This window comes from Halorussus ruber (assembly GCF_004765785.1).
In the GTDB taxonomy this organism is placed as follows: Archaea; Halobacteriota; Halobacteria; order Halobacteriales; family Haladaptataceae; genus Halorussus; species Halorussus ruber.
In genome coordinates, this window is sequence record NZ_SBIT01000021.1 from 1 (window position 1) to 25,474 (window position 25,474).

A 25,474-nucleotide genomic window follows, 5' to 3' on the forward strand; every position below is an offset into this window, starting at 1 on the left:
ACGGCTTGGAACAGGCCGCTCACACCTTCGGCATCGTTCGGTCACTCAACCTATCTGGAGAATCCATCGCATCAACCATTGACTGTCTCGTTATCGGGGCTTTCCGCAATTCTACATAAGAGCGAGATACAACGGGCTCAGTGAGTACTATCTTTCAAGCTAGGGCCATGAACACTGATTTGACTGGTTAGCCTGTACCCTTTTTTATGGGTGGGAAGACGTATGAGGAGGAACGAGAGTGTAATGAGTGCGGTGCCACATATACTGCTGCAGTTTATATTGGTGTAGGCCGGGATACGACGGATGGTCTTTGCAGTGATTGCTACAGTAAGCAGACGGAGGAGAGGATCGACCGTATCCTCTCTCAGTACACGGATAAGTGGTACAGGCCGGATTCCGAGGATAAGGATATTGCAGTCTACAAACCTGATGGCGGCCGAGCGTACTACAAGCACGATATCCACGCTGTCCAAAAGATCGAATCCTGGTACGGTGATTAGTCTACGTACTAAATGAGTCCGAGCTTACTGTTCTTGACTTCCAGAGCAGTACTATTATTCATATATTGGCCTGTTTTGGATTACTTTTTTGTCTATGAATCCCTCGATTCTGTGGTTTAGGCGACTCTAGATGACTGTTTTCGCCGGTAGTATTATGGCAATCAAGAGCATAACCTGACATGTCTCCCTTAGCGAAGAAAACCTGGAGACAAGGAGAGAAAGCTTGAGTTCGCACGCAGAATCCAGAGAACTCGGTAAAGGGCAACAAACACTGCACGAAGCGTTTAGTTCTCACCGAATCTACGAACCAGTTAGAGGCATTCATCCCCGCGTTGAGCTTCCGGACGAGGAGTTCGAGAAGTGGCTTGACGGTAATCAGGACGTTGAGTATGTCGTGATCAACTTTTCGGACGCCAAGGAAGTCATCGACCGGGACGGTAGCCTGAACCAGGTTCTAGAGCCATGGCATATCCCCGTAATCCTCGGCACGGAACATGATGAGGACGTGAACAAACGCACATTCCAAGATGTAGTAGATTTGCTAGAAGTGGTCCAGCCAGCGATCTATGTCCCAGACGTGGTCTATAGCTACAACTGGATGGACGAAGGAATCCAGGACAACGCTATCGAGGCATACACTGGGCACGTCAGGGATCTGCAGCAGGAGATCATCGAGGAAGACTTCGATGTCCGGTTGGTCCCGACGAATAAGGGCTGGAAGTACGAACATTTCGTAGAGTATCGAGAACTGTACGACGAGTTCGACTACGAGGAGTTCGCGTTCTATGCTGTCCAGTACACCGGTGGAGATGCTGGTAACGCAATCAACGTACTTCGAAGTCACGTCAGAAACGTCATAGCCGCTCTGGACCCGGAGGACGTTTTCTTAATCGGACGGCTTGCAGAGGACGACTTACTGGATTTTGCTCCGCGTGTCCGTGGAGCAACTGGACTTCGGCAGTGGACGGACGCTTGTACCACAGAGGATGGGCTTTCGCAAAATCCGTGGCCGGAGTTTCAGGAAGGACGAGAGGCCAAGCTTTCGGTTAACAACGGTCAGGAGCAGCGGCCTGTAAACGAGTTCAGCGGCAAAAAGGAGGACAACTGAACGATGTTCGTATTCATGGGTTCGTACAGCGGCGGCGACTACGATTCGTCGGGCGATGAGGATTCGCAGGACGAAGAATCGGCAGACGACCACATCCAGCCTGAATTGGACGATTACACTAGTGACGACGGAAACGATGACTCCAGCCAAGATTCCGACACCGGTGGAGGTTCTGCTGTAGGCCCCGGTGGGTCCACTGGTGGGGAAGGTGGCGGTGGAACTACTGCGCCGGAGGGTACTGGTCAGGGAGACAGCAGTGAAACCGAGGCAGGTGAAGAGGCTGAGGACGACGAGGAGCAACAGCCAGAGTCATCGGAAGTCGAGGAGTCGAAGACGGAACCAGAAGACGACATTGACGAACCGGATGACACGGAGGAAGACGTAGACGAGGATGCCGACGAGCGAGAAAATGACGATGAGGACGAGGAAGAAGACGAGGTACTGGTCGTTGTTCAGGAGGTCGATGCGTTGAGTGCGATGTCTTGGGGCGTCCAACCCGTGATGAAGCACGTCGAAGAATGCTACGGGGAAGAGATCGAACTCTTCTACAAACCGGCTCCTGTTCGAGAGTTTGACGATACAGAGCAGGTAAAACAGAAGTGGATGGAGTACAGTGAGCAGGTGGATATGCCGGTGGATCCTTCGTTCTGGGACAACAATCCACCGGAGTCAACGGAACTCGTCAACAGGGCGTTTGAGGCAGCGATCCAGCAAGGCCGAGGCATGGACTACATCCGGGCGATGTGGCGGCATGGTATTGCAGCTGGCCGTGAAGTTAGTAATCGAGAAGTCTTGATCGATTTGGCCTCAGATCTGGGTCTGAATCTGGAACGGTTCAAGGAAGACTTAGACACGGTAGAACTAGAGGCCGGAGAGCGTGACGAGCTTCCGTTCACGTTCATGGAGATCCAAGGTGCCCCAGTACCGAAGAATGGGCGTGTTCGGTACTCAGACTTCAAGACGCAGTTCACGTTCCAAGGTATAGAAGAGCAGGACCCCCAAGAACTGCAGGGCTTCGTGAAAGAGCATGGTCCAGTGGCTACGCCTGAGGTGATGGAGGTCTATGGGATCCAACGTCAGGAGGCGGTACAACGTCTTGAGGCTTTGGACAGTATTTCGTCATTCAACACGCGTGGCGAACGGTTCTGGACTCTCTAAACCACTTTCACTACGGTTGGCGGAGATATAAGTTGTCTCCTGACGTTAGGTTTTGGTAGAGGGTGGCGATTCAAAGCCCTCGAGTGTCACATACTCCTGACCGAACCCCTATCCGAAGTACTCTCGTATACTTCGGCCTCGTTCCATACACTATGAGCACTCAGAGCCCCGATCTCGGTGACTGTCCGTTCTGCGGTTCCGAGATCCACAATGCCAATGTTTTAATAGAGTACCAGTCAGAGGACGGTACGAGTTTCTGGGCTGAGTGTCCTGGATGCGGTGACGTAGTTGATCCAGAGTGATACTGCATGTTACGTGGCTTGACGCAGATATTCTGGAAGAGGGATTCTCCTAACGTATTGGTGGAGTGCCGCCACTGTGGTTCAAAACTGGATGACGAAGCGGATTCCTGTCCAGAATGCGGAAGCGAAGAATTTGCCACGTACCAACTGTAGGCCCAACCCCCGCCCAAGATATCTATATGTTAAAAGGATGGCCTAGAAGTCCCCGCGCCGAACGAGAGCATAAGGAACGAACTAGATAGCGTCACGCAGTTCCTCCGTGAGGTGGGAGTTTGCTGAATCACACACTCAACGAACTCAACGCCATCGGTGACGAGATCAAGACGTGGAAGGACACCTACAGGGTCGAGTCACTCGCAGAAACTGCGCCAAAGCATCAGCGGTGACGACCTCGATAGTGAGGAACGAGGTGAGCGCCTCGAGATCATCGAAAAGTGGGTGTACAACCTCGTCAACGCGGACGTCATCACTCTTGTCCCCAAGGCCCACGTGGCCGTTCACGAGGCGAGTAGCGCTGCTATCGACTCAATCACTCAGCTGACTGTCGTCCACCGCAACTAAACGACGGCCCGCGATGCCGGTGGGGAGGGCGACTGATGCAACAGACGGTCACTAGCTGTGCCTTCTGTGATGACTTGCCTGGCACCGAGTCTGGCAGGGCACGTACCTGGGGTCAGGACGAGTGGATCACCCACTCGATCTGTGTCGACTGCGCCATCCAGACTGAGTCGAATCTCGACGAGTGCGATTACGTCACGTGTGACGGCTGTGGGCTGGTCGTTGACGCGCTCGCGGCGCTGACGCGGTTCCGGGTTAAACTCGGGCATCTCGAAGGGTCCTTACAGCCGTGCGCCCACTGTAGCTCGCGCAGGCTCGCGACGTACCGGACGCGCAACCTCGAGGAGCATCTCGTCGTGACGGCAGCAGAGTAACTCCATCTCGCATCTTTAGGCACAGAACCACCCTAACCAAAAGAGCAAACATACCAAATAGCTATGTTCCAACAGTCCCAACAGTAACTTATGTCGAGCGGCACCATCGACATCGACGAGTTCGAGAACGCCGACGCCGACGAATTCGAGGAGCAAAACGACACCGAGCGAATCGTGGTGTTCCTTGACGAGAACGACGACCGTGCGTGGAAGGCGGCGACGATCGCCGAGCAACTTGAGTTGGATACGGACGCCGTCAGTGCGATTCTCTCGCGGCTGAAGGAACGAGGTCTCGTGCGGCACAAGCGCCCGTACTGGGCGATTACTGACGATGAGGAACGACTTCGAGCTGCCTACCGGCTTCACCAGCACCACCAGACCGCAGACGAGCAGTACGGCGAGGAGCATCTTGAAGAGTTGAAGACCGACGAGATGGAGGACGTGCAGTGACCGCGTTCGAGGAACTAGAGCGCGGCGATATCATCTGGGGAACTGATCCGCTCTCGGACAAAGGTCGCCCGATGCTCGTTCTGGGGGCACCTCGGTTTCCGACCCACGGCTTGCAACTCATCACGGTCCTGATCTCCACGAAGACCTACCACGAGGAGCCACTCACACTCCGAGACGACGATTACGAGGGCGAACCACTCGGGGAACGAAGTCACGTTCTTCCGTGGGCACTTGCGACTCTCAATAGTGCTGCAGAAGTCGAACTCCATATGACCTCCCTCGTCAACGAGCGTACTGCAGACGTGGCGAAACAATTGATTGGCTATATCTCCTCCTGAGGAAACCTTACTGCCGCCAACGGCGTCTCCGACATCCCCTGTCCCCCGAAAGGGCTTGGTCTAGTCACGCGAAACCGATGGGGGTGAGACGATATGCAGGACGAAGTAGCGGTGAACTCCGTATCAAATATGACCACGCTTCACGTCACTGTCGGCAACCGAGCAAAGGTTCGTGAGAACACCTTCAACTTCATCCAGTATGCCAAAGAAGACGAGTTAGAAGAGAGTGATGAGCGTGCCGTCCTCCAGTTCGGCACCTACGATGAATTCGTTGATAGCCTCACGCCACTTCGCCTTGAACTCATCAAAGCGATTGCGAACGAACAACCCGAGAGTATGCGTGAGGCCACCCGCCTTGTCGACCGGGATGTGTCCGATGTTCATTCAGATTTGAAGCACTTGGAGGTACTCGGGATTCTCGGACTCAAAGAAGGCGGCCCTGGTGGTGCAATCCAGCCAATTGTGCCGTTCGACAAAATCGAGATGCACATCGACTATCCCCTACTCGAAGACGGGGAGACAGAGAGTACACCTGCGAGCGCAGACTAACCACCGATTTCAAGATTGTTGGACAGTTGCGATGGCGTTTATGAAAAAACGGAGTAACGTTCCAGTATGGCGGATACTTTCACAGAGCGTGTTCAGGAGATTTCTGAGATACGGGGTCTCTCCGAATCCGAAATCCTCGAACCAGCTTTAGATGCGAGGCGGAATACGGAGTCTGTCGCCGACCTCGTACAGATATCCTTTCAACAACAGTTGTTCGACAAGCTCATCGGCGTCGGCACGCGTGAGACCTTGCTCACTAAGGTACGTGACGGCGTCTGCGTGTGAGATACGCTCCTCATCTGCCGTGGTCTCGACATACGTGTCGAGGTGGTCGAGCACAGCTTGCTCGCTTGTGCTCAGGGGCCTCCGTGAACTCGGCATTATTCGATATATTGGACGCCATCAAATAGACCATTGGGGTCCGACCGAACCTTCGGGTTGGACTCGCGGCCTCAGTAGTCGGGAGAAAGATTGCGTCGTCGGCTATCGGCCAACGAATCGTCGGTAGAATGTTGTCTGAACCCCGTACGCTAGGTAACTAGCCACTCCGAGCGCCAAAACAAGCGGAATAAGGGGCCAAATGAACGACGAACTAAACCCGAATGGAGACACTCCGACTGCATTGAATGCAACCATCCCGAGAGTCAACAGTAGACTGAACGCGAGAAGAGATGCAATTAGGAGACCGACAAACTCTGCAGATCGATCCCCGCCACGTTCCGTGTCGGTTAGCATGTAGCCAGCAATTGCACCAAGACACACGGCCGTGACGATCCCCGGTCCACCACTAAGACTGTAGCTGGTCTGCGTCGCAGCGAGATATCCACCGTACGCGATGAAACCGATAAAGCCAACCAGCAGTCCAGCAAATGCCCCTTTGACTGCGCCTAGAAGTCGAGGTCGGTGACGGCGGTACCACGCGGTCTCAACTCGATAGGCCAGCAGGTACGACCCGACGAAGACGAAGCTTGCTGTCAGGGTCGGAAGAACGAAATATGGCATCGAAAACAGCCGATCTCCAAGGAGCCACTGGAACGCCATTGTCGGAACGATGGCGAGTGCCCAACCAGCAAGAAGCGACTCGACGAAGATAACGCGGTTTCGATGCGCTGATGGTGATGTTGAAGCTCGGTCGCTCGTCACCCAGCGGTATCCGCCGATACCGCCGACGAGGAGGCCCAACGGGGCTGCGAATTGAATCGAAGTCACCCAGCTTGGCGGAAAGAAGGCGTCCGTCGTTGCACGGTAATAATTTCGGAGGAGACGGCCAAGTGTATCAAGAACGAAAGTCTGGACTAAGCCCCATTGAAGGGCAGTCATGAGTGCCTGTTTTCGTGTGGAAGGAGCATCTTGGGAGGGCATATCTGAGGGTTCTCCCCTGGTTGATTAGAACGTGTTGATGGAGCACCTATAAATACTGAACAAGCCTTCTTTCGATACCATCGGATGAATGCGGAGAACTTTCTGACGCAACTCCACACGACGTGTGCTGACGCCATTACGGAGTATCGGACATTGATGTTCGTCCCAAGAAAGGAGTCTACCAGAAGGGAATGTATAACCTATTCACATAAATCATATAAAATTTATAAAAAAATATAAATATCTTCTGGTCAAATATACCTCTATGCCCCAAAAATCAGACATTACAGATTGGCTTGCGTCCCATCCAAAGATGATGGGTGCCGTTTGGACACTCATGGTTGTGGCAGTTGAAGCTGGCTCTCTCATTGACACAAGTTCCATTGGCTCAGCAGGCCCCTGAAGACTCAGGAAGGAATTTACTGTTCTGGTAGCGTCCACTCACCCCACATCATTTCACCGTTGATTACGACGAGGTTCCCTGCCTGAACGATATCTGAGAGAGCGTCTATGGGAACTTCCTCCTTGCCACAGCGACCGCCTGCAATACGGAATTCGCCGCAACTTGTAAGCAAGGGTTGGACTGTAGAGCCAATGCCGAATGACCGTGATGGGTATGCTACGGGTTCTACTAACGCTTTTTTGGAATCTGTTGTTTCAGTATCCACACGGTACAATGTCGGCGGTCCGCTACCTGATTCAACCGCGGTCACGCCCGGATCACCGAGTACAACGTACTGACTTCCTAGTGAAGTGTATTGGCGAATTAACTCTAGAACAGTTCCAACAGTAAATCCACTTTGTAGTAGTTTCGCTAGCACTTCGCCGACTTCGACTGCACCATCATTCCAAAGATCACTTAAACTCACGATTGCCGCTGATGCACCTTCTTCTACTAACATTTGGCCCTGATTGTAGGATCGACAGCCATTCAATAGAATAGTGGACGCATTCACGGTCTCAACATCCGCCGTATCGACAACACCATCTGGACACGCGAATCCCTCACCGTCAATATGGCCAATAAAATGTAGGACGTCCACGTCTCGAGCTAACAGGTTCTGCAGTTCAGTTGTCGATACATTGAATTGGCAATCAACCTGCATCTGAAGGTGATGTCGGCTTCCATAAATATTCGTCACAGTCTCCCACTCTTCGCGCATCCGGTCATCATTGCAGATGACCACGACCTCAACTACGCCATCAGACGTCTGAACTTCTTCAGATTCAAATGCTTCAGGTAATAGCTTAGTCCCTCGAAGCGGCGCCCGTTCACCAACCCATGCTCGCTCAACTGTATCACTGTCTGGTAGCGGTACATATCCTCCTTTTCCTGGAACACCTTTCGTCGATAGCATCTCATCCCCACTTCGAATTAGGTTTTTAGACCGGGTGAAACCACTAGCACTTGCTTTTGCCCTTAGATTTGGACTTCGGACAAAGGCGTCAAGCGCATCCATCCCCGCCGTCTCAATGGCTGAGGGCGTCCACTCACCGCTACGACTCGCAATTTTGACCAGTGACAAGTCGTTGACTATGTACGGCAATAACTCAACCACATCTGTATCCGGTCGGACGTGGGTTACTCGATGCCATGTCGGCTGAATCTCCTCAACAACTCGATCCGGAACCTCTAGATATGTTTCTAGTCTAGTAGTTGGTTCTGCGTCGTACAATACTGCTAAATCAAGTTCAGTAGCGTCTTCAAGGATTGCTCGCTCGTACAGTTGACTGCGGTCATGCCCTTCAGTCCGAACCACACAATCCAATGCAAGTATCCGCTGGAGCAAATCCGCTACTTCGTCCGCAAACGCATCAATATCACTTCTAAACCGTGTAAGCATAGTATCGCCCGCTAATAATTCGGGACGAGTACCGTCAACAGCTTGGAGGTCTGCAGCGAGGTAATACGACAGCGGTGCCGCCGAGAAAATATACGGATATTCTGGCGGAATTGCCAGCGTCACATCTGTATTTGGCCGGTTGACCCCGTCCGGAATGTTCAGGTCTGCGCCAAGTTCAAGACGGGGTGGATGGCCGCGTTGGGTTGGCCAAGCCCGCTCTGGTGAAGTCGTCTTCAATCCAGAGGATAACTGTGCTACTGCTTTCATCACTACCTGCTCATCGTCGGGAACCGTTATTGTCGTAGTAGGTTGGCTGTGATACACTCGTGCTCCAACTGCCACCGACACTTTATCATCAAATTGAACAGTAAGTCCTGAGTCGCAGTATTGAGTAATAACGAATGATGTTTGTACTCGCAAGTAAAGCTTCACCGGTGCTTGTAGTTCGAGTATATATTCGTCAGTAGAAAATCTCCGATCGACATCTGTATCGACTGTAGTAATGTAGTCACCGTCGGCTTCCCGGATATGAACTGCGACTGGATATGGGACTCTAATCCGGTCAGTCGTAATGCTGCAGGCCGAGTCAACCGGCAATGATAATTCAGTCTCGTCAATATTGGCTGGTGAGACTGGTGTGTCCGTTAGCAGTGAGACGCGGCGGTTCTCAACCGGATCGACGACTGCTAGCCCGGTTGTCTGCGACAGTGTGTGGAAGTTTGGTTCCATGGTGAGGCAAGTTGGTTAGTTAGACGGGAAGCCAGTCCATCGTAAGCCCAGCACTCGGGACACGCCATCGCTGTTCGGCGTCATGGCCGTTCGTTTCTGGGTCGACTGACCGCAACTCTACAATAGCATCGAACTCGCTGGTGAGTTCTTGCACATAGTCATGGCCGTATGGTTCCATGAGGAGGTAGTGTGCCATTGCGTCGTGCTGGAGGACGGTGCTTGTAGTCTTCCGGAGGAATCGCTTGACGACCGAAAGTGGATAGTGCTTGAGGAGTGGGCCAAGTGAGTCAAGGCCAACCCGGATTTCTGCAGGACGAATTGGGTCGTTTTCCCATGCCGTTTCCTCGATGGCTTCGATGAGTTCGGACTGGAGTCCCTGCAAATTTGGGTCGGCAATTTGTATCTCTTCGATACCAGCGAGTGCTGGTTCGGTGTCGAGGTCGGTGGCTGCGGTGATTGACCGTGGTGGGCCAGCGTGGTTAAGAACTGTTGTCGTGTTGCTGACTGGTCGAGGTGCAACGTTTGGGTCGGGGAGTCGGTCGACGATACTTTCGGGGTGGGCGTCTGTCACTGCAAAAATTCGCTGACGGAGAGCGTCGTCGTCACCAAACAGGTGGTTGCTGCACTCGGTGAACACGTTTCGGGCGGGGTCCCCGACGACAAGTATATTACAGCCTTTGACTTTCAGTTGCTGGAGGAGTGAGAGAAACTGTTGAAGATCTTCGTTTGCTGGGTTTACGGAGTCCTCCTGTTGTTCGCCGCGGGAGAGCTGTGATAGTTCGTCACTAATCATTTCTCAGATTTCATTTCAGACTATTATTTCATCCTCTATAAAATTATATAACCTATACAGATGGTGTGTCCTAAACCATACTCGCCGGAGAAACCCCTTAAAGACTGCAAACTTATTTTTCCCATCGAGAACAGAAAACCTTCGGCTTGTGTCTCATTCGGATGGGATGGACGGATGACGAGTCCGGGTATTCCCAAAAACAAACTAGATATGATTGCACCACCTCCATCGTTACAAATATATTGCGGCAAGAGTCATCTTACTATCAATAGATGCTTAACAGTTCGGGTGACGAAATCACCGACGGTTCGCTCAAAAAATCTCTCGCCATCGTCGCCATCCCAATCGTCGCCCAACACCTCGCGTTGTCTACCCAACTCATCATCGACGTGTTCTGGCTCGGCCGCCTCAGCTCAACAGCAGTCGCCGCCGTCGGCCTCATCCAACCAGTCGTCGGACTGCTCGCAGTCAGTATCAACGCAACCGCCAGTGGCGTCCAAATCCTCGTCTCCCAACGACTCGGTGCCGACGACCCCACAGGAGCCCGCCGAATCACCATCCACGGAATGGCGCTCGCAGTCAGCCTCATGGCCACTATCGCGCTCTTCATGCACGTCTACGCACTCGACATCACACAACTCTTCAACGCTTCCTCCACCGTCACTCAGCTCGGCGCAACCTACCTCAGTACACTCACCCTCGCCTACATCGTCACCGCAGCAAGCGACACCCTCGAAGCTGGATTCGTCGGTGCCGGAGACTCTCGCACACCACTCATTGCGAACCTCACCGCAATCGGCGTCAACGCCATCCTCGACCCATTTCTCATCCTCGGCTGGGGGCCGTTCCCTAAATACGGCATCGCTGGCGCGCCATACGCAACACTCGCTGGCTATGTCGTCGGCGGTAGCATCATCTTTACTGCCGCCCTCTCCACCCACGGTGATTTTTCGCTTACACGTACCGCTCTCCAGTTCCGCCCACGCGAACTCGCCAAACTCCTCCGCGTCGGCGGGCCACAGGCTGGACAGCGCGTCGGCCGACAAACAGCACGTCTCTGCATCGTCGCCATCATCTCCATGACCGGCAGCACCGCCGCGCTTACTGCCTACACTGTCGGCGCACGCATCGCAACTATCGTGTTCGTACCCGCAATCGGGATCGGCCAAGGAGCAACAACACTCGTCGGCCAGAACCTCGGCGCAGACCAACCCCAACGTGCAACCCGCGCAACCTGGCTTGGCGTCACCGTCGGTACACTCGGTCTCGGGTCACTCGGCGTCATCCAATGGCTTTTCCCCACAACCCTCGCTCACATGTTTGTCCCCGGAATTAGCGGCCAGACACTCACGTATTCCGTCGCGTATCTTCAGATTCTCGCATACGGCTACTGGGCGCTCGGCGCAATCTACACTGTCTCAGCAGGCTTCAATGGTGCAGGACGCACGGAAATTTCGATGTATGCAGTTCTCCTCCAGTACTGGGCCATCCGTGTTCCGGTCGCTGCCATCATGGCGTTCGTCCTTGGCTACGGAGCCTTCGGCCCATTCTGGGCGGTAACCATCTCCAACATCGTTGCCGGTGTCGGCCTCACGGTAGCATTCTACTATTCAACTACTACTGGAATGCTCACTCGTGCCGCTGACACAGCATCAAACCCAGCAGATTGAATTCGTCTTCCAGTCAACCACCTCATCGTGTCTGTCTATCCTTCTATAGACCTTGATAGCACGGTCTAGTTACGCAATTCTGAAATAGACGAGGATTACAGCGTCTTTCCGGCAGTTACTGGACGAGAGAGTATACTGCGTCTTGAGCGAGGTGTGTAGTCAGATCGCCGAATTCACGTCGCTCAGTGGTTTCCAATCTTTCGTCTCAGCGAACAAATACTGCTTTTCCCGTATCTGCGGTTCGTTCATCGTACCACTGCCTTCTGGTGCCGCTTATCTAGATAGTGCCGTAGCTTCGCTTTCATTTTTCACTTGCGAAACGGTCTCCCGTTACACTTGCGACGTAGTGCTTTTAGAATCCTATACTTGTTTTACAAATGCTAATACCCTCGTTTTATCGGCAGATACACTTGCGGCTTGGTGAGATATTTTTATTAACCTCGTACTATTGGGTGAACAGCCTCGGGGTCAAGCCCCGAGGCTTCCCGTGGGTTAGTCGGACACTCCCATCCGACCATCGGCCTGATAGCCTCGGGCGGTCGGGTGGGTCACGGTCGGGGCGTCCACGGCCCCCGATGCCTGCCGTCGCACCTTCCGAACAACGGGAAGGCTGTTGAGAGCAGGCACATTCCAGTCCTGATGCTTCTCGATGCCTTTCACGGCGATATTGACGCTTGCACCACGGTCGCTGTGGTCTTGATGTCCACAGTCTCGACACTTGAACCGCTTCTTATTGCGGTTCGCACGCTCCGTGTGTCCGCACATCGGACACCGCTGGCTCGTGTATTCGGGGTTAATCCATCCAGTCGGGATGCTCTCGAACGACGCCTTGTACGACGTATAGAACTGAAGGGCGCGGAACGGGAGGTGGTGCAAGCGTCGGTTCATCCGCGTGCCATAGTCGATACTGTCGCGCATCTCTTTGAGGTCTTCAAAGACGATGCACGGCTTCTCGAACTGACGGCTCCACTCCACGATGTGTCGAGACACCTTGTGGAGTCGGTCACGGACAAACCGTTCCTCACGCCCTTCCAACGTGTCGTGGATACTGTCCTTCCCCGCGTTCTGCACGCGCTTTCGCATCGTGAAGTAGTGGTGTCGTTCGAACTTGATTTCGGGGAAGTCGATAATCAACGTTTCCTTGACGCCATCCTCTGAGAGTGCGGTGAGGGCTACGTTGTCCTCGTTCACGTCCACACCGACGACCGTCCGCGAGTCCTGCTTGTCTCGAACGGTCTGCTCGGTGTTGGTGACGTTGACGTGCAACTTGGCGTTGTCGTTGTGGAACAGGGCTTCTGCTGTCCCAATCTTCCACTCGTCGCTCGTGAGTGCAGTCTTGAGCATGTCGAGGTGGGCGTCGTCACCATCGAGGACGCCTTTAACGTGCTTGTAGGGTTTCGCGCTGATGCGGAACGCCACGTCGCCGTCGTCGGTAATCGACAGGTTGTACCCTTCCTCGTAGTTCGCACGAAGCGGGTACGCGCCGTCCTTGGTATGACTCGGTTGGCCGAAGTCGTCGTACTCGTAGTAGTTCTCCATCGCACCGAGAGCCTTGGCGACGACGCGCTGAGTCGTGTTCTTCACGAGGTCGGCGTCGTCAGCCACGCGGTCGGGAATGGTTTCCCAGTCTACGCCTTGCTTGGCGAGGCGGATGGTTTCGTTGTACACCGAGCGTGCTTCGAGCGTAGCGTCGTACAGCAGGCCCTTGTTGTCACTCTGGATGTCGAGTTGGAAATCCAGCGTCTTGACGAGAACCTGTGCGTCGGTCATTCTTCGTCTTGTTCGGTGGATTCTGAGATTCGGACGACTTTCACGTTGGCCCCACGCCAGCGTTTTGGGACGGTGACGTGAGCGCTGTTCCCGAACGGTTTGACCTCGCCGTCGAGAACTTCCTCGCCGTCGATTTCAAAGCGATTCGCCATACCTGTGTATATCCTTTGGATATACTTAATTGTGTCGGAGACTCGGCCTCAATATGGGCGAGAAGCGGTCGAACCACACGGTGTACAACGTCAACTACCACTTCGTATGGTGTCCGAAATACCGCCACGCGATTCTCGAACCAATTAAGGACTCGCTGGAAGTGAGTTTCCGAAACGTGTGCGACGAGTACGGCTACGAGATACTGTCACTCCACATCTCGCCCGACCACGTACACCTGTTCCTGTCAGCTCACCCGAAGCACGCGCCGAGCGAAATTGTACGAACGGTCAAGAGTATCACGGCACGGGAGATGTGGGAACAACACGAACCCTTCTTGGAGGATTATCTGTGGGGTGGTGGGTTTTGGGAGGAATCGTACTATGTAGGGACGGCAGGGAATGTTTCAACCGACACGATTGAGCAGTATATCGGGCGCGCGGAACACGTTTAACGGGGCTTACGGCCTTCACCCCCGGGGTCAAGCCCCGAGGCACTCGGCCTGCTCCGCCTGTAGAATCGATCAAGAAAGTTGATGGATGCGATAGACAGACACACCACCTCGCAAGTGTAACGCTACAATTGTCGGAATAGGTAGCATCAGAGATTGCTTGTTTGGACGAGAGCACACACCGTCTCGCAAGTGTAACTACGTCTATCCCTAGACAAATTTACTATTATTAGGTAGTGTAGCCACACCGACTCGCAAGTGTAAATATGCGTTTATTACCTTATAGAACTCCTCTACTACACGAATATAGAAAAAGGAGATGTAGATCAAAGAGTCGGTGGAAACAGCGAAAGGCATCCGATTACCCAGTTACACTTGCGAGACGGTGTGTCTGTCACCCGTCTCACCGTATAATGGAGCCTTCGATTATCAGTTGAAACCCCTGCAACCAAGCACCAAGACGACCGCAGACACATATCACGAGTTCTCATGAGAACGCACATGAGGCTTAAGAGTGTTGCGTACAAACAATGAGCTATGGCTACGAATGGTGAGCAAACGACGATCAACGACCACTACTCGGTTACCGTCCCGGCGGCGATTCGTGACCGACTCGACATCGAACCGGGAGATAAAATCGAGTGGAAAGTGACTGACGAGGGTGACTTGACAATCGAAGTTGTGAAACAACGGTTCGGTGCGTTCGACGATTTCGAAGCAGTCGATATGGGCGACACTGACGTCGCAGCAGACCACGACGTTGCGGGCGTCGAGCGAGAATACGGAGAAGGACAGTAATGGCTGTCGCAGCAGTTGACACGAATGTGCTCGTCGCACGAGTGAGTGCACGGGACGCCAACCATGACGCTGCTTGCGCAATCGTGGATGCAGCAGATTATGGGGAGTTACCCACGATGCGGGTGACAAATTATGTCCTGACTGAAACCCTGAATTACATCCACGAGCGCCAACAACACCGGGTCGCGGTTGAATTCTACGAACGGCTTACAGAAGCAGCGGGTTTCGAGTTAGTGCATTCACCAAAAGCCGATTTCTCACAGGCCGTCGAATTATTTGAACAATATGACGGCCTCTCGTTCGGTGACGCGACCATTGCGGCCTATCTGAAGCGAGAAGAAATCGAGTATCTGTATAGCTTCGACACCGACTTCGAGGCAATCGACGGTATCACTCGACTTGACACCGCAACAAACCCATTTGAACCGTAGGTAAGTCAGTAGAACGAACCTGCCCGTCAAATCCCACAAAACGAGGGCCAGATTCCCGATTAACATCCTCCTAGCACCAGTCGGCACAGACAGTCGCTCGCAGAGCCGACCATGTCCTTCGGACGTGAGCACCTGGCCCCGTTCACTCCCACCCAGCCACCAATCCCGGCCGGTTTCCGTACTCTCTGTCTGATATGTTCGCAACGGCCGTCTGCTCACCAGTCTTCAGTCAACCATTCAAACCGAACGATTGGCCGTGTTTTTTTGTGCGCCCGACAGGACTGCGGGCGCACACAATTGGCCCGCTGATTCCGCATGGGATATCGCGCACTCATCGCCTACGAACGACCAGACGCATCGCACTCTCTCCACTACTCGCATAATGGAGCCCTCGACTACCAACTGAAACACCAGATCACGTCAGAGACGCCCTTCGGTGGTGACCAACCATCGGAATGGGCTCACGACCAGTACGAAGCCCTGCAATCGGGGGAGACGACCGCGGACGCATACGCCGTCGACCGACAATCACAGACACCAGTCAACCCAGACCCGATCGCCATGGGAGTTCCATTGGATGAGATCTCCTCGGAGTATCTTGACTTCCTCCATCACGAAGCCTTCTACGTGGTCTCACAGCACTTCGAGGTGACGGCGTAGCACCCGGTGGCTCGGCCTTGAGTACGACTGCGAGGCCGTTGAGTCCTCGGAGACGACGGGCAATGGCGTCCTCCAGTCCGTCAGTTGGAGGGACGGCGGACCAGTTGACGAGGAGTACAGCCACGGCCAGTTCCAAGCGTTGAAAGACGTGGTTGGTGACCGAGTTGACGACGGTGAACTCACGAACGGGGAGGCACGGACGTACATGGTTGAAAAACTCCGAGCATGGAGTCGTGACGAGACGGCGGTCATCGGTCCTCACGACAGCGCGTTGTGACGTGTGGCGTACAGGAGGAGTTTGTGTGCGCCTGCAAGGGGTGCAGGCGCGACCCACTAGGGTCGCGTCACAACAATGACCGAGAACACTCGACGTCCATTCGGCCGAAGTCGTATCGACGCAGTCGAACAAGACCTTGAACGCTGGTTACTCCGACAAGCGCAAGCCGGGGTCCCCGAACTCGTGCTCGTCGGCCTCCTACGAGAGTACGCCGACGTGATTGAGCATCATGGCGTCATTCCACGCTCATGGGGCAAGCCATCGCAGGAGAGCCAGACCTCAACGCGGACGCACACTCACAGATGAGTGTTCCTCAGCTTCTGCACCGTCTCTTCACAATGCAAAACGAATTAACGACCGTCTATGAATGTCGGTACTGTGGGACGACCATCGACTCGCAGACAGACCCCTGTCCCTACTGTGGGCCAACCGAGGTCGTCGAATACAAATTCTCCTGAAGCGAGGGTGGAAACATAATTACGGCGTCCTGTTTTGTGAGTCTCGTCAGCTCCCACATTCCGAATCGCCCACTACAGTATGTGGTTTAGCTCTCTCTACTGTCTCTTTCTCGATGTTCACTCGGCGGCCGCGTTCGTCCCAACATTTCTATCGTAATACTTCCATAGGGTTTCGCCCATTTTCTCAGTCACATCCGGACTGTCCACGGAACTTGGTCATCCAGTACAACCGCCAGTCGGCTGTGTCCATCGAAAACGCATGACGGAGATACTGTCCACACAGAATCGACAACAGAAACCAACTAGTATATATGGGGAAGCATCCGCAGTGGGATGGGGTGGACGGAGGTTGGGCCGATGGCCTGGCTCTCAAGGAGTGAGGCGTGTCTGTATTCCTGGTATTGTGGGCCGGGATTTTGAGTGGTGAAGGTGTCTGTGATGGGGTTGGTACTAGACTGAGATTAGATTTCAATAACGGGATTATTTCACGTAGGCGGAGATAATTCTTCATATTCATGGTTACTGGAGTAACTTCGTTCATCTCATTCGACGATGTTCGTAGCGAGATAGATTCGAGCTATCCGAATCCCGGCCAAGACGTTGAGGCGGACTTGCAAATCTCAAATAATGGTTATAGCCATCGCTTGGTAGGCAACTGTGTCGAATTCCTCTGTCGCGTCTGGTTGTACCGCCAGTGTGATTCTATTATCCGTCCGAACCATCCTGCGTATACGGACGGATCGGAGGTCTTGGACCGTGGTGAACGATGGGGTCGAGACACCAGTGACTTCGAAAACCAATACGAATGGGACTCAACGGAGAAGCCGCCAGTTCGAGTCTCCGTTTTTGATGGGTTCGTTTGGGAGGACGAGCGCAATCGTGCTTCAAACCGAGAGGAGTGGGAAGCACAGTTGGAGAAACGGGCGGACTGGCGGCCACGTCCAAGCCCGCTCACCTGGCGATATGATGAGGAGCTTGCAAAGGTTGTTGAGCAGTTCATTGAGACAGGAATGAATACTGATGGGGTGGTGAAAGCGGCCTTGCTGAACGCTGGCTGGCAACCAGACGAAGTGGTTACCTCGTGGGTCGATCGCGCCACGATTGAAAACGAGCTACGCGAAGAGATGGCGAGCCTGTTTCGGTTACTCCGTGAACAAGCTTGGACCGACGGCGAGCGTCTCATAGAGAACCCACGCTTTGGGATGCACCAACACATCCTACCTGGGGAGGGTGATTTCATCATTGATGATTTGTTAGTTGATATAAAAACAACTGAGAAGGGAACCTTTACGCCAGCATACTGGCGACAGTTGTTGCTATACTATGTGTTGGTAGATATCCAGCGAGAGCTGTATGAGGTCGAGGGACGAACCTATGGAAAGGAGGGATGGGATGGCAAGTACCCGGAGGTGTCACGGGTCGGGATTTATTTTGCCCGGCATGGGGAATTGCAGACGGTCGATATGGATGACTTGCTGACGTCACCTGAGTACGAGCGGTTCCGAGCTAGAATCGTCGATATGGCCATTGAGGAGAACCGACATGCCCAGCATGATTATTCAGCGATTCGAGGGGTATTGACCGAGCCATATGATTACGAGCGCCAGCGGTCGCTCTCAGATTTCTAGTGCTAGCGACTACTCCACCAACGGGAAAACCGTAATTTCGTCCTTGTACTTGCTTTGACAACGAAAAGATCTTGATCAGGCTCTAATACAACTCCGGTATACCTCCGGATCGACTCCGCAGTATCGTCCCGATGTTCGGCGGTGGGACGCACTACGTCGAGACGTTAGACTTGATTCTGGAGTTCGTTGAAGCCCATCAGCTGTCATCGGGTGGCATCGAGGGACGTTCTCGAACGTATCCAGTCGCGACTCGATTATGCGGCGGGTCGGGTATCTTCGACAGGTCGGATTCCTTCGGGAAGACGATGGGTACTGGCTGTTGGGGGATGCTGGCCGTGAGTACGTCCAGCACCAGGACGTGACGACGCTCCTCCGCATTATGTGTGAGCGCAACGTCGGGCTTCGGAGTCTGCTATACGCGTTGTCTGCTGGGCCGATGACGATCATGGAGATTAGCGACCAGCAATTGGATACCAATCCGGAGTTGGGGTGGAGTCGCGGGGAGACGGATATGGCGAAGCAACGGGCGAACTGGCTGCGGAGCATGGACCTCGTTGAAAAACGAGACGACGAGTACGTCCTGACCGACAGCGGATGGCAAAACGGTCCGATATTGGAGACACGGTCTGAATCGATATCCCGGACGAGACAGATCCAGATCACGAGTGCTTCCATGGGCGTCGAGGAACAGTCGTTGAGATTATCTCGGACGATGCAGGAACTGTGACTGGTGATCAACGAGAGGGCCATCTTTTCTGGGTTGAAATCGCTAATGGTGGCACCGTTGACGTCCGCTGGCGGGATCTTCGGCCAGTTTGATTGACTATAGTATGGTGATACCTCTGTAGTCTAAGATCACTAAACACTAAGTTAGCGTACTGAATACATCTCGGCATTACGATGCTCTCGCTTCCTCCGCTTGTCGATAACGCCAATAGAACACTAGAAGACGCTTACAAGCGGATTATTCCCCAGATCGAGGAAGGCCGTATCGCAACTGGCTACTTTTATCTCTCAGGATTCGACCTCTACCGGGAAGACCTTGAAAATCTGGCTGACCCCGAGGAACTCGGCCACGCTCCACTTCGGATCTTGATGGGTCGTCAGACGAATAGGGGAACTGCTGACGAAATCGGTGAGGGGCAGAATCTCAAAGAGGAGCTCAAAAGAGAGGTGAGAGAAAGCATCTCAGAGCTGAATAACGCTCAGATCGGGCGACTAGACCGGCTACGAGACTTTATCGCCGAAGGCCAGGTGAGCGTCCGTGTGCGAAATCCTGAAAACGGTTACTTCCACGCAAAGGGTGCATCATTTCGAGCGCCACTCGAAGATAACGAAGATTGGGGACAAGACGAGGATGAAGACACCCGCCCATGCGCTACCGTTGTTGGCTCCTCGAACTTCACCAAGAGCGGCCACCAGAACAACATCGAACTGAACCTCACGAGTCAGGATCGACACAAGGCCGAAGCGTTCGAGGAGTGGTACGACAACCAGTGGGCCAACGCCGAGGAGTTCAGTGAGGAGATCATCCGAATCATCGAGAACAGCGAGGAGTACCAGGACTGGAAGGAACAGCAGGAGGACGAGTCCGACAAGGAGACGTCATCCGAGAAGTTGGGGACTTATCTGGAACCGTTCGAGCTCTACAAGCTGCTCGCCTACGACGAACTGAGTGGGAACGTCAACATCCGTGACAGCCCACTGTACTACTTCCAGAAGCTCGGGTACGAGAGTGCAAAGGAAAAGCTCTCACAGTTCAACGGGTGCATCGTCTCCGACTCGGTCGGTCTGGGGAAATCATTTATTGGCGGTGAACTTCTCCACGACTACCGCCAACGTGGCGACCACTGTCTCCTCATAGTTCCAGCCAACCTGACTGATCAGTGGGAAGACCTACTCCAGAACGACACTGACGAAGACGGCAATCCGTACTTCGGGTTAGAGGTGGACGGCACGCACCTTGACGTGATAAGTATCAGTAAGTTCCAAAATCTCTCCTACGACGAGGTCCAGGACCTCAATGATGAGTTCGATGTCCTGCTTATCGACGAGGCTCACCGGTTTCGGAACTACGGGAAGTGGCGGCCGAACCCGGACCACGATGACGACTACAAGGGGACGCGACGACACGCGAATCTCAGGCAGCTCCGCGGAAAGACGATGATCATGCTGACCGCGACCCCGATCAATAACAGTGCCACCGACCTGAAAAACCTCATCAGCTTGTTCACCAGCCCGGAGGAACTTCGGAACAAGGCATCACTCGACTTCGATGCGTTCGACGAATACATCGAACTCTCGGAGACGCGAAAACGCATCGCGGCCGGGAAAGAGGAGGTTGGCGACGACGAACAGCAAGAAATCACTGAACAGCTCCAGCGACACTCCTCTGAGATATCGAATATCCTGAACGAAGTGATGGTTCTTCGGACGCGCAAGCACGTCAAAGACCAGATTCAGGACAGCGAAGACTTCGAGATGAGCTTCAAGCCGCCGAAACTCAACAAGCAACAGTACTCTCTGCCGGCGGCCTACCAGCCAGTATATCGGATGCTCCCCGACGTGATGGACGCCCTCCACCTTCCCCACATCACCGTCAAAAACCCGACAGCGGGGAGCACGCTGAAAGCCCTCTACAAGCTGAACCTCCTCAAACGGCTTGAGTCATCAACGTACGCGTTCGTCCAGTCGATCAAGACGCTGCATCAGAGTGAACGCCAGCTTCTCGGCCTTCTTGGTGAACTCCCCGAGAACGAAGACATCGATATGCTCCGAACTGTTCAGAAGGGAGAGGACTCTGAGCTCGACGACTTTGTCGAAGGAGCAGACGCTGCTGAAGATCTCGAACAAACACTCGAAGAATTCGGTTTCGATACTACCACTATTCAATCGGAAGAAGGAACTGATACCGAGGGAGATGAACTAGTAGACGCCACCATCGGCGAGGTGAAGACGTACATCAGGGAGGACCTCACCCTTCTCTCGTATTTCCTCTCGCAGTTCATCGGTGATGTCGCCCGTGATGCGGGTGATGTGAGTGATTATGCGGTTTCCACGCGGCAATGGCTCGCTGAACACGACGCTGGTGTCCTCCCAGATATTCCTGAAGAGGAGATGAATCCGATTCTCTACCCGAATAGTGATCTGAGCGAAGTCGACCCCGCCACACGCGACTTTTACGAGGCCGTCTTTTCACTCCGCGAGTTCCGCGACCCGAAGATCGACCGACTTGCAGATGTCCTCACTGATCACGATCAGAAGGTGCTCATCTTCACTCAGTATCGGGCAACTGCAGACTACGTCTATCGAACCCTCTGTGACAACGCGGACTCACCACTCACCGAGGCGAATAGTGCCGTCGTCAAGGGTGGCGACGAGAATAAACAGGACATCATTCAACGCTTTGCCCCCGAGGCGTCAGGCTACCAGCAAACGCTCGCCGAGTCGGGGGATTCAGAGCTACAGTACGTAGTGGCCACTGACACGCTGAGTGAAGGGGTTAATCTTCAGGACGTTCATGTGGTGGTCAATTATGACCTGCCGTGGAACCCGATGAGGATTGTCCAGCGTGTCGGGCGAGTCGACCGGATTGGGAGTACCGCTGAGAAACACGTCCACAACTTCTACCCGGACGGCGACATTGAGGCGGCGATCAAACTCCTGAAACGCCTGCAGGCAAAGATCAACGATATCGCGCTCATCGTCGGAAAGGAGAACAACATCCTCGATCCGAACGAAGACCAGATTCTTGAAAAGACAGGTGTAGACACGGAGAAGACAATCGGGGAATTACAGGTGGACGAGATCGAGGACTCCCTCCAGAAGTCCCGTGAAATTGACGACGTGAATGAACTCGACGACACGAGCAAGAATCCGCTCCTCCGCAATGCGGGGAGCAATGAACACGCTGCGTTCGAACGGTACCTTCTGAAGCGAGAACTAAACGAGGACTACGACCTGACCGCGGAAGACTTCGAGTACGCTGAGGACTTCTTCGATGACCCGCCCGAAGAACGGGAATTCCTTTACACGAATGTAACTGACCACGATGCCGGCCCTCGTCCGGGGGTGTTCGCCCTTGCTCACCTCTGGTTCGACGATGATGACCACGAGTCCCCGCTTGGTCGCGTCCGTCGTGCTTTCTATTACAAGCCCTTCGCCGACGAGGTCAAAGAGCGGCCCGTGAGCACGCTCAACATCGACCCTTCAGTTGACGGCGAACCGATTACCGGAAATCCAGATACGGTGTTATCGAATCGCGGTGAAATTCAAGCAGTGCTTGACGAGCGTCTTGAGGTGATTCGAGAAGGACAAGTTAAGGGTGCTTTCAAACAGGGAGAGGCCTTCTCGAAGGAACAGGAGACGATCCTCGATTTCATCAGTCACTACGTTCACCCGAATCACGGCGATGAGCCGGCTCCTGTCGAAGAGTTCGAAACAATAGGAGAATGGGCTAACGACATCGAAGAGCGGCTGCAGGAGGTAAAGCTGGCGAACACGGATGAAGACCGAATTCTACGGGAGATTTTTCGCCAGAACGAGCAGTACGACTCCTTCCCAGAGTGGCCGACCGTAGAGTTCCTCAGTCAGCTTGAGGAGTTCTTGGAAGAGAACGTCGAAGCCTCTACTGAATACCAGACAAAACTGATGGGAGAGAGTGATGTACAAGCGAAGTTCGTATGCTGGGGGGTTGTCGGACAGTAATTCGGGAGCTACGGTAGGGGCCCCTTCTGATCCAGTAAATCATATTTCTCCAAGACCAGATCGAAGTACATCTCGTCCATCAGCTTCGGATTCTCAACGCGATGGAAGTCGTCGAGAACAAACTTCACGTCACGACGTTCCAGGCCATACGCGTGGAATGCGGCCGCGTCGATTTCAGCCTGTAATTCTCTACGTTCTTGATCTTCTACTGCTGCCTCGATTCCGCCAAGTCGCTCACGCATTTCTTTGAATTCTTTCCCGTAACAGTTCAATCGGGCAGCTCGTTCAGCGATATAATGGAACCAGTCATCTCCGTCGGTGAGCCGTGGTAGCTGGGATTCCAGTAGCTCGCGCTTGACGATGTGCGTCTCGACTTTGGTCCGCATCAAGAAATCGAACGCAATGCTGTTCAGGAGTCCCGTTGCCACGAAGAGTTCTTGATCCGTAAATCTCTGGACGTAGGGTGACCGAAGTGGGGACTCTATGAGGTGTTCCTCTTCCGGCTCAATAGCGAACGGCTTGAACGTGTTAATGGTGTGGAGACAGATGACGTCCTTCGGAAGTACCGTCGCTATGATCGTCCGCTCGTCCCGAGATCGAGAAACGTCTCGAATGCCGATTCGGTATTCAGTGCAATCGAGCAGGACATCTTCTTCCTCAAGTCCGTGACCACGGTGTTCTTCGAGCAGTTCATCTACGAATTGAACTTGAGACTTGCTCGTCTCTGAACCTCCAAAGGCGTCGTAGATTGCCCGTTTGAGATTACCCCTGTTGAATTTCTTCTCTCGAACACGGTACTGAGCACTATTCGGTGGATCGTACATCCCTCGACTCCAGTACTGCGGTCCATCTAACGCTTCTGTGTGGGTATTATCGTACTGGAACTGGTGGATATTTTTGCCGCCGTAGACGGGATAGTCGGCCTCCTCCGGCGATGTCAAGAGCCTATCTTTATCAGTTGATTCAACGAACTCCTTAGTGAGCATATCAACTGTCCAAGCCTCCTCTAAATCTGCACCCAAGGAAGGCTGTTCAACTACTTTCTCCAAGACGCTTACTTCGATCTGCGAGGTGATGGATGGGAAGATTCCCCCTTCTGGAGAATAACTGACGAGTACGTCGCGCGGAATGTTGACTGCCTCATCTTCAATCCTGTAGACTATATCCATGTCACGTTGATTGAATATCCCCTGAAGAGCTGATGTTTTCCCCCCATATTCGAACGTCAGAATCGCGAACCGGTATCTATCGTCGATAGTTTCAAAGATACCCTTGTTCTCGAACCCGATGAGATTCTCCACGTCCGTGTAGTCCAGCAGATGCATTCGGAGGTCCTTCCCCATTACTCCCCCGAAGATAGTACCCGGGAGGAGCAGACTCACCTTCACGCCGTCTCTGGAGAGTCGGAAGACCCGCTCAAGAAAAAGAGCCGAAAGTTCGTTCTTTGTCGGCATCGTTCGACCGCCCACCACCGGAGATTGGAGCTTATAGACAGCTCCCTGCGTGAAGAAGTCTGCCTGAGTTTCCATTGATTCCTTGTAGTCTTCCCATTCCCACGCAACTTCAGGGCTTGAGAGGAGGTCTTCCATCACACCATCCTTTTCCTCCGACGGATAGGTACGGAACTGCTCATCGTAGCGGATAAAGAAGTCGTCGCGATTCGCGTAGAGCATGTCCCACGGTGGGTTCCCGATGAACACGTCGAATCCACCTTTCTCGAAGACGTCGGCGAACTCCAACGGCCAGTGGAAGGGAGACCACTCCCGGATTTCCTTGATCGTTATGTCGTCAAAGCCAGCGTCTTGGAATTCTCGCCGGAGAATTTCGTCAAATTTGTCCCGATGTTCCTCTATTCTGTCTTCTGCTTCTTTCCGCCATTCTTGTGCTTCAACACTGGTCTCCGCTTTCTTATGCTTCTTGATGGCCTCCTTCACATCCTCAAAACGAGTTTTCACCTCCCAAGAATCGAGATCGCTATCTCCGTCTTCGTTACTCTCAATGTCCGTATCGAGTTGACCGATTAGGCTGTTCCCCTGCCGTACATTGAAATCAATGTTGGGGAGTGGCTCCACCTCTCTCGGTTCATCCTCGATATCAGCGACCATCGACAACCAGAGTCTGAGCTTGCAAATCTCAACAGCACCTTCGTCGATATCGACCCCGTACAAATTGTTGAGAATGGCCGTTCGCTTTGCGTACAGCGATGAGGAGCCTTTTCCAGACTCGATTTCCTCGATCTCTTCTCGCGTTCTGGATTCTAGCTCCCAGCCTTGTCCCTCTGATTCGAGCCGCTGGAAATACTCAATGCATTGCATGTATAGGTCCATCAGCACCTCCTGTGCGGCGAGCAGGAAGGCGCCACTTCCTACGGCAGGATCGAGAATGTGCGCTTCCTTCAGAATATCGTGG

General features: G+C 53.5%; 25 protein-coding genes and 2 pseudogenes. 20 read left to right on the top strand and 7 right to left on the bottom strand.

Annotated elements, in window-relative coordinates:
• The 10 genes and pseudogenes from EPL01_RS20670 to EPL01_RS20710 all read left to right on the top strand — a co-directional run.
• Positions 1 to 119, top strand: a pseudogene (locus EPL01_RS20670) (IS1595 family transposase); the annotation flags it as partial.
• A gap of 87 nt (positions 120 to 206) precedes the next feature.
• A complete protein-coding gene (locus EPL01_RS20675) occupies positions 207 to 500 on the top strand; it encodes a hypothetical protein (protein WP_135827184.1) in 294 nt (97 codons plus the stop codon).
• Positions 501 to 723: 223 nt separating this feature from the next.
• Positions 724 to 1,608: a hypothetical protein gene (locus EPL01_RS22105; protein ID WP_210424213.1), complete on the top strand. Its 885-nt coding sequence runs from the start codon at positions 724 to 726 to the stop codon at positions 1,606 to 1,608.
• A 3-nt stretch (positions 1,609 to 1,611) separates the two neighbouring features.
• Positions 1,612 to 2,766 (top strand): DsbA family protein, encoded by a 1,155-nt coding sequence (locus tag EPL01_RS22110; protein WP_210424214.1) that lies wholly within the window; start codon positions 1,612 to 1,614, stop codon positions 2,764 to 2,766.
• Between the two features lie 152 nt (positions 2,767 to 2,918).
• Positions 2,919 to 3,068 (top strand): Lar family restriction alleviation protein, encoded by a 150-nt coding sequence (locus EPL01_RS22740; RefSeq protein ID WP_246045817.1) that lies wholly within the window; start codon positions 2,919 to 2,921, stop codon positions 3,066 to 3,068.
• 6 nt (positions 3,069 to 3,074) lie between these two features.
• The gene (locus tag EPL01_RS20690; RefSeq protein ID WP_135827185.1) at positions 3,075 to 3,221 is read left to right on the top strand and encodes a zinc-ribbon domain-containing protein; all 147 of its coding nucleotides are present in this window, start codon (positions 3,075 to 3,077) and stop codon (positions 3,219 to 3,221) included.
• A 443-nt stretch (positions 3,222 to 3,664) separates the two neighbouring features.
• The gene (locus EPL01_RS20695; protein ID WP_135827186.1) at positions 3,665 to 4,000 is read left to right on the top strand and encodes a DUF7558 family protein; all 336 of its coding nucleotides are present in this window, start codon (positions 3,665 to 3,667) and stop codon (positions 3,998 to 4,000) included.
• A gap of 90 nt (positions 4,001 to 4,090) precedes the next feature.
• Positions 4,091 to 4,450 (top strand): MarR family transcriptional regulator, encoded by a 360-nt coding sequence (locus tag EPL01_RS20700; protein ID WP_135827187.1) that lies wholly within the window; start codon positions 4,091 to 4,093, stop codon positions 4,448 to 4,450.
• Positions 4,447 to 4,788: a PemK-like protein gene (locus EPL01_RS20705; RefSeq protein WP_135827188.1), complete on the top strand. Its 342-nt coding sequence runs from the start codon at positions 4,447 to 4,449 to the stop codon at positions 4,786 to 4,788. The genes EPL01_RS20700 and EPL01_RS20705 overlap by 4 nt, the downstream gene beginning before the upstream one ends.
• Positions 4,789 to 4,917: 129 nt before the next feature.
• Positions 4,918 to 5,337 carry an HVO_A0114 family putative DNA-binding protein gene (locus EPL01_RS20710; RefSeq protein ID WP_135827205.1) on the top strand — a complete coding sequence of 140 codons (420 nt, stop codon included), beginning with the start codon at positions 4,918 to 4,920 and terminating at the stop codon, positions 5,335 to 5,337.
• Positions 5,338 to 5,484: 147 nt separating this feature from the next.
• Here the strand turns inward: EPL01_RS20710 and EPL01_RS20715 are convergent, their stop codons facing one another.
• Both EPL01_RS20715 and EPL01_RS20720 read right to left on the bottom strand, forming a co-directional pair.
• Complete coding sequence (locus EPL01_RS20715) at positions 5,485 to 5,718, bottom strand: hypothetical protein (RefSeq protein WP_135827189.1); 234 nt, start codon at positions 5,716 to 5,718, stop codon at positions 5,485 to 5,487.
• Between the two features lie 102 nt (positions 5,719 to 5,820).
• Positions 5,821 to 6,699, bottom strand: a complete 879-nt coding sequence (locus tag EPL01_RS20720; RefSeq protein WP_135827190.1) for a hypothetical protein — start codon at positions 6,697 to 6,699, stop codon at positions 5,821 to 5,823.
• 265 nt (positions 6,700 to 6,964) lie between these two features.
• Here EPL01_RS20720 and EPL01_RS22745 point away from each other — a divergent pair, with 265 nt between their 5' ends.
• Positions 6,965 to 7,102: a DUF7503 family protein gene (locus tag EPL01_RS22745; protein ID WP_449272276.1), complete on the top strand. Its 138-nt coding sequence runs from the start codon at positions 6,965 to 6,967 to the stop codon at positions 7,100 to 7,102.
• 16 nt (positions 7,103 to 7,118) lie between these two features.
• Here the strand turns inward: EPL01_RS22745 and EPL01_RS20725 are convergent, their stop codons facing one another.
• Positions 7,119 to 9,272, bottom strand: coding sequence for a hypothetical protein (locus EPL01_RS20725; RefSeq protein WP_135827191.1), 2,154 nt, complete (start codon positions 9,270 to 9,272; stop codon positions 7,119 to 7,121).
• Between the two features lie 19 nt (positions 9,273 to 9,291).
• Positions 9,292 to 10,065 carry a DUF7504 family protein gene (locus EPL01_RS20730; protein ID WP_135827192.1) on the bottom strand — a complete coding sequence of 258 codons (774 nt, stop codon included), beginning with the start codon at positions 10,063 to 10,065 and terminating at the stop codon, positions 9,292 to 9,294.
• Positions 10,066 to 10,337: 272 nt separating this feature from the next.
• On the opposite strand from EPL01_RS20730, the gene EPL01_RS20735 reads away from it, so the two are divergent.
• Positions 10,338 to 11,735, top strand: a complete 1,398-nt coding sequence (locus EPL01_RS20735) for an MATE family efflux transporter (RefSeq protein WP_135827193.1) — start codon at positions 10,338 to 10,340, stop codon at positions 11,733 to 11,735.
• Positions 11,736 to 12,227: 492 nt separating this feature from the next.
• On the opposite strand, the gene EPL01_RS20740 is transcribed toward EPL01_RS20735, so the two are convergent.
• Entirely contained in the window at positions 12,228 to 13,505 is a 1,278-nt protein-coding gene (locus EPL01_RS20740; protein ID WP_135827194.1) for an RNA-guided endonuclease InsQ/TnpB family protein, read from the bottom strand.
• Positions 13,502 to 13,657, bottom strand: a complete 156-nt coding sequence (locus tag EPL01_RS20745; RefSeq protein ID WP_135827195.1) for a DUF2080 family transposase-associated protein — start codon at positions 13,655 to 13,657, stop codon at positions 13,502 to 13,504. Before EPL01_RS20745 ends, EPL01_RS20740 begins: the two co-directional genes overlap by 4 nt.
• 53 nt (positions 13,658 to 13,710) lie before the next feature.
• Here EPL01_RS20745 and tnpA point away from each other — a divergent pair, with 53 nt between their 5' ends.
• The 8 genes and pseudogenes from tnpA to EPL01_RS20790 all read left to right on the top strand — a co-directional run bounded on the left by tnpA (position 13,711) and on the right by EPL01_RS20790 (position 23,065).
• On the top strand, positions 13,711 to 14,109 hold the full coding sequence (gene tnpA / locus EPL01_RS20750) for an IS200/IS605 family transposase (protein ID WP_135827196.1): 399 nt from the start codon (positions 13,711 to 13,713) through the stop codon (positions 14,107 to 14,109).
• A gap of 534 nt (positions 14,110 to 14,643) precedes the next feature.
• A complete protein-coding gene (locus EPL01_RS20755) occupies positions 14,644 to 14,904 on the top strand; it encodes an AbrB/MazE/SpoVT family DNA-binding domain-containing protein (protein WP_135827197.1) in 261 nt (86 codons plus the stop codon).
• Positions 14,904 to 15,335 carry a type II toxin-antitoxin system VapC family toxin gene (locus EPL01_RS20760; RefSeq protein ID WP_135827198.1) on the top strand — a complete coding sequence of 144 codons (432 nt, stop codon included), beginning with the start codon at positions 14,904 to 14,906 and terminating at the stop codon, positions 15,333 to 15,335. Before EPL01_RS20755 ends, EPL01_RS20760 begins: the two co-directional genes overlap by 1 nt.
• 315 nt (positions 15,336 to 15,650) lie before the next feature.
• Complete coding sequence (locus EPL01_RS20765) at positions 15,651 to 15,995, top strand: DUF6735 family protein (protein WP_135827199.1); 345 nt, start codon at positions 15,651 to 15,653, stop codon at positions 15,993 to 15,995.
• A gap of 61 nt (positions 15,996 to 16,056) precedes the next feature.
• Positions 16,057 to 16,272 (top strand): annotated as a pseudogene (locus tag EPL01_RS22675) (DUF6735 family protein); the annotation flags it as partial.
• Between the two features lie 973 nt (positions 16,273 to 17,245).
• A complete protein-coding gene (locus EPL01_RS20775; protein ID WP_135827201.1) occupies positions 17,246 to 18,358 on the top strand; it encodes a hypothetical protein in 1,113 nt (370 codons plus the stop codon).
• Positions 18,359 to 18,614: 256 nt separating this feature from the next.
• Positions 18,615 to 19,085, top strand: coding sequence for a hypothetical protein (locus EPL01_RS20780; protein WP_210424216.1), 471 nt, complete (start codon positions 18,615 to 18,617; stop codon positions 19,083 to 19,085).
• A gap of 173 nt (positions 19,086 to 19,258) precedes the next feature.
• Positions 19,259 to 23,065 carry a helicase-related protein gene (locus EPL01_RS20790; protein ID WP_135827202.1) on the top strand — a complete coding sequence of 1,269 codons (3,807 nt, stop codon included), beginning with the start codon at positions 19,259 to 19,261 and terminating at the stop codon, positions 23,063 to 23,065.
• Positions 23,066 to 23,073: 8 nt separating this feature from the next.
• Here EPL01_RS20790 and EPL01_RS20795 read toward each other — a convergent pair.
• On the bottom strand, positions 23,074 to 25,474 hold a 2,401-nt coding region (locus EPL01_RS20795; RefSeq protein WP_368279642.1), incomplete at its 5' end, for an Eco57I restriction-modification methylase domain-containing protein.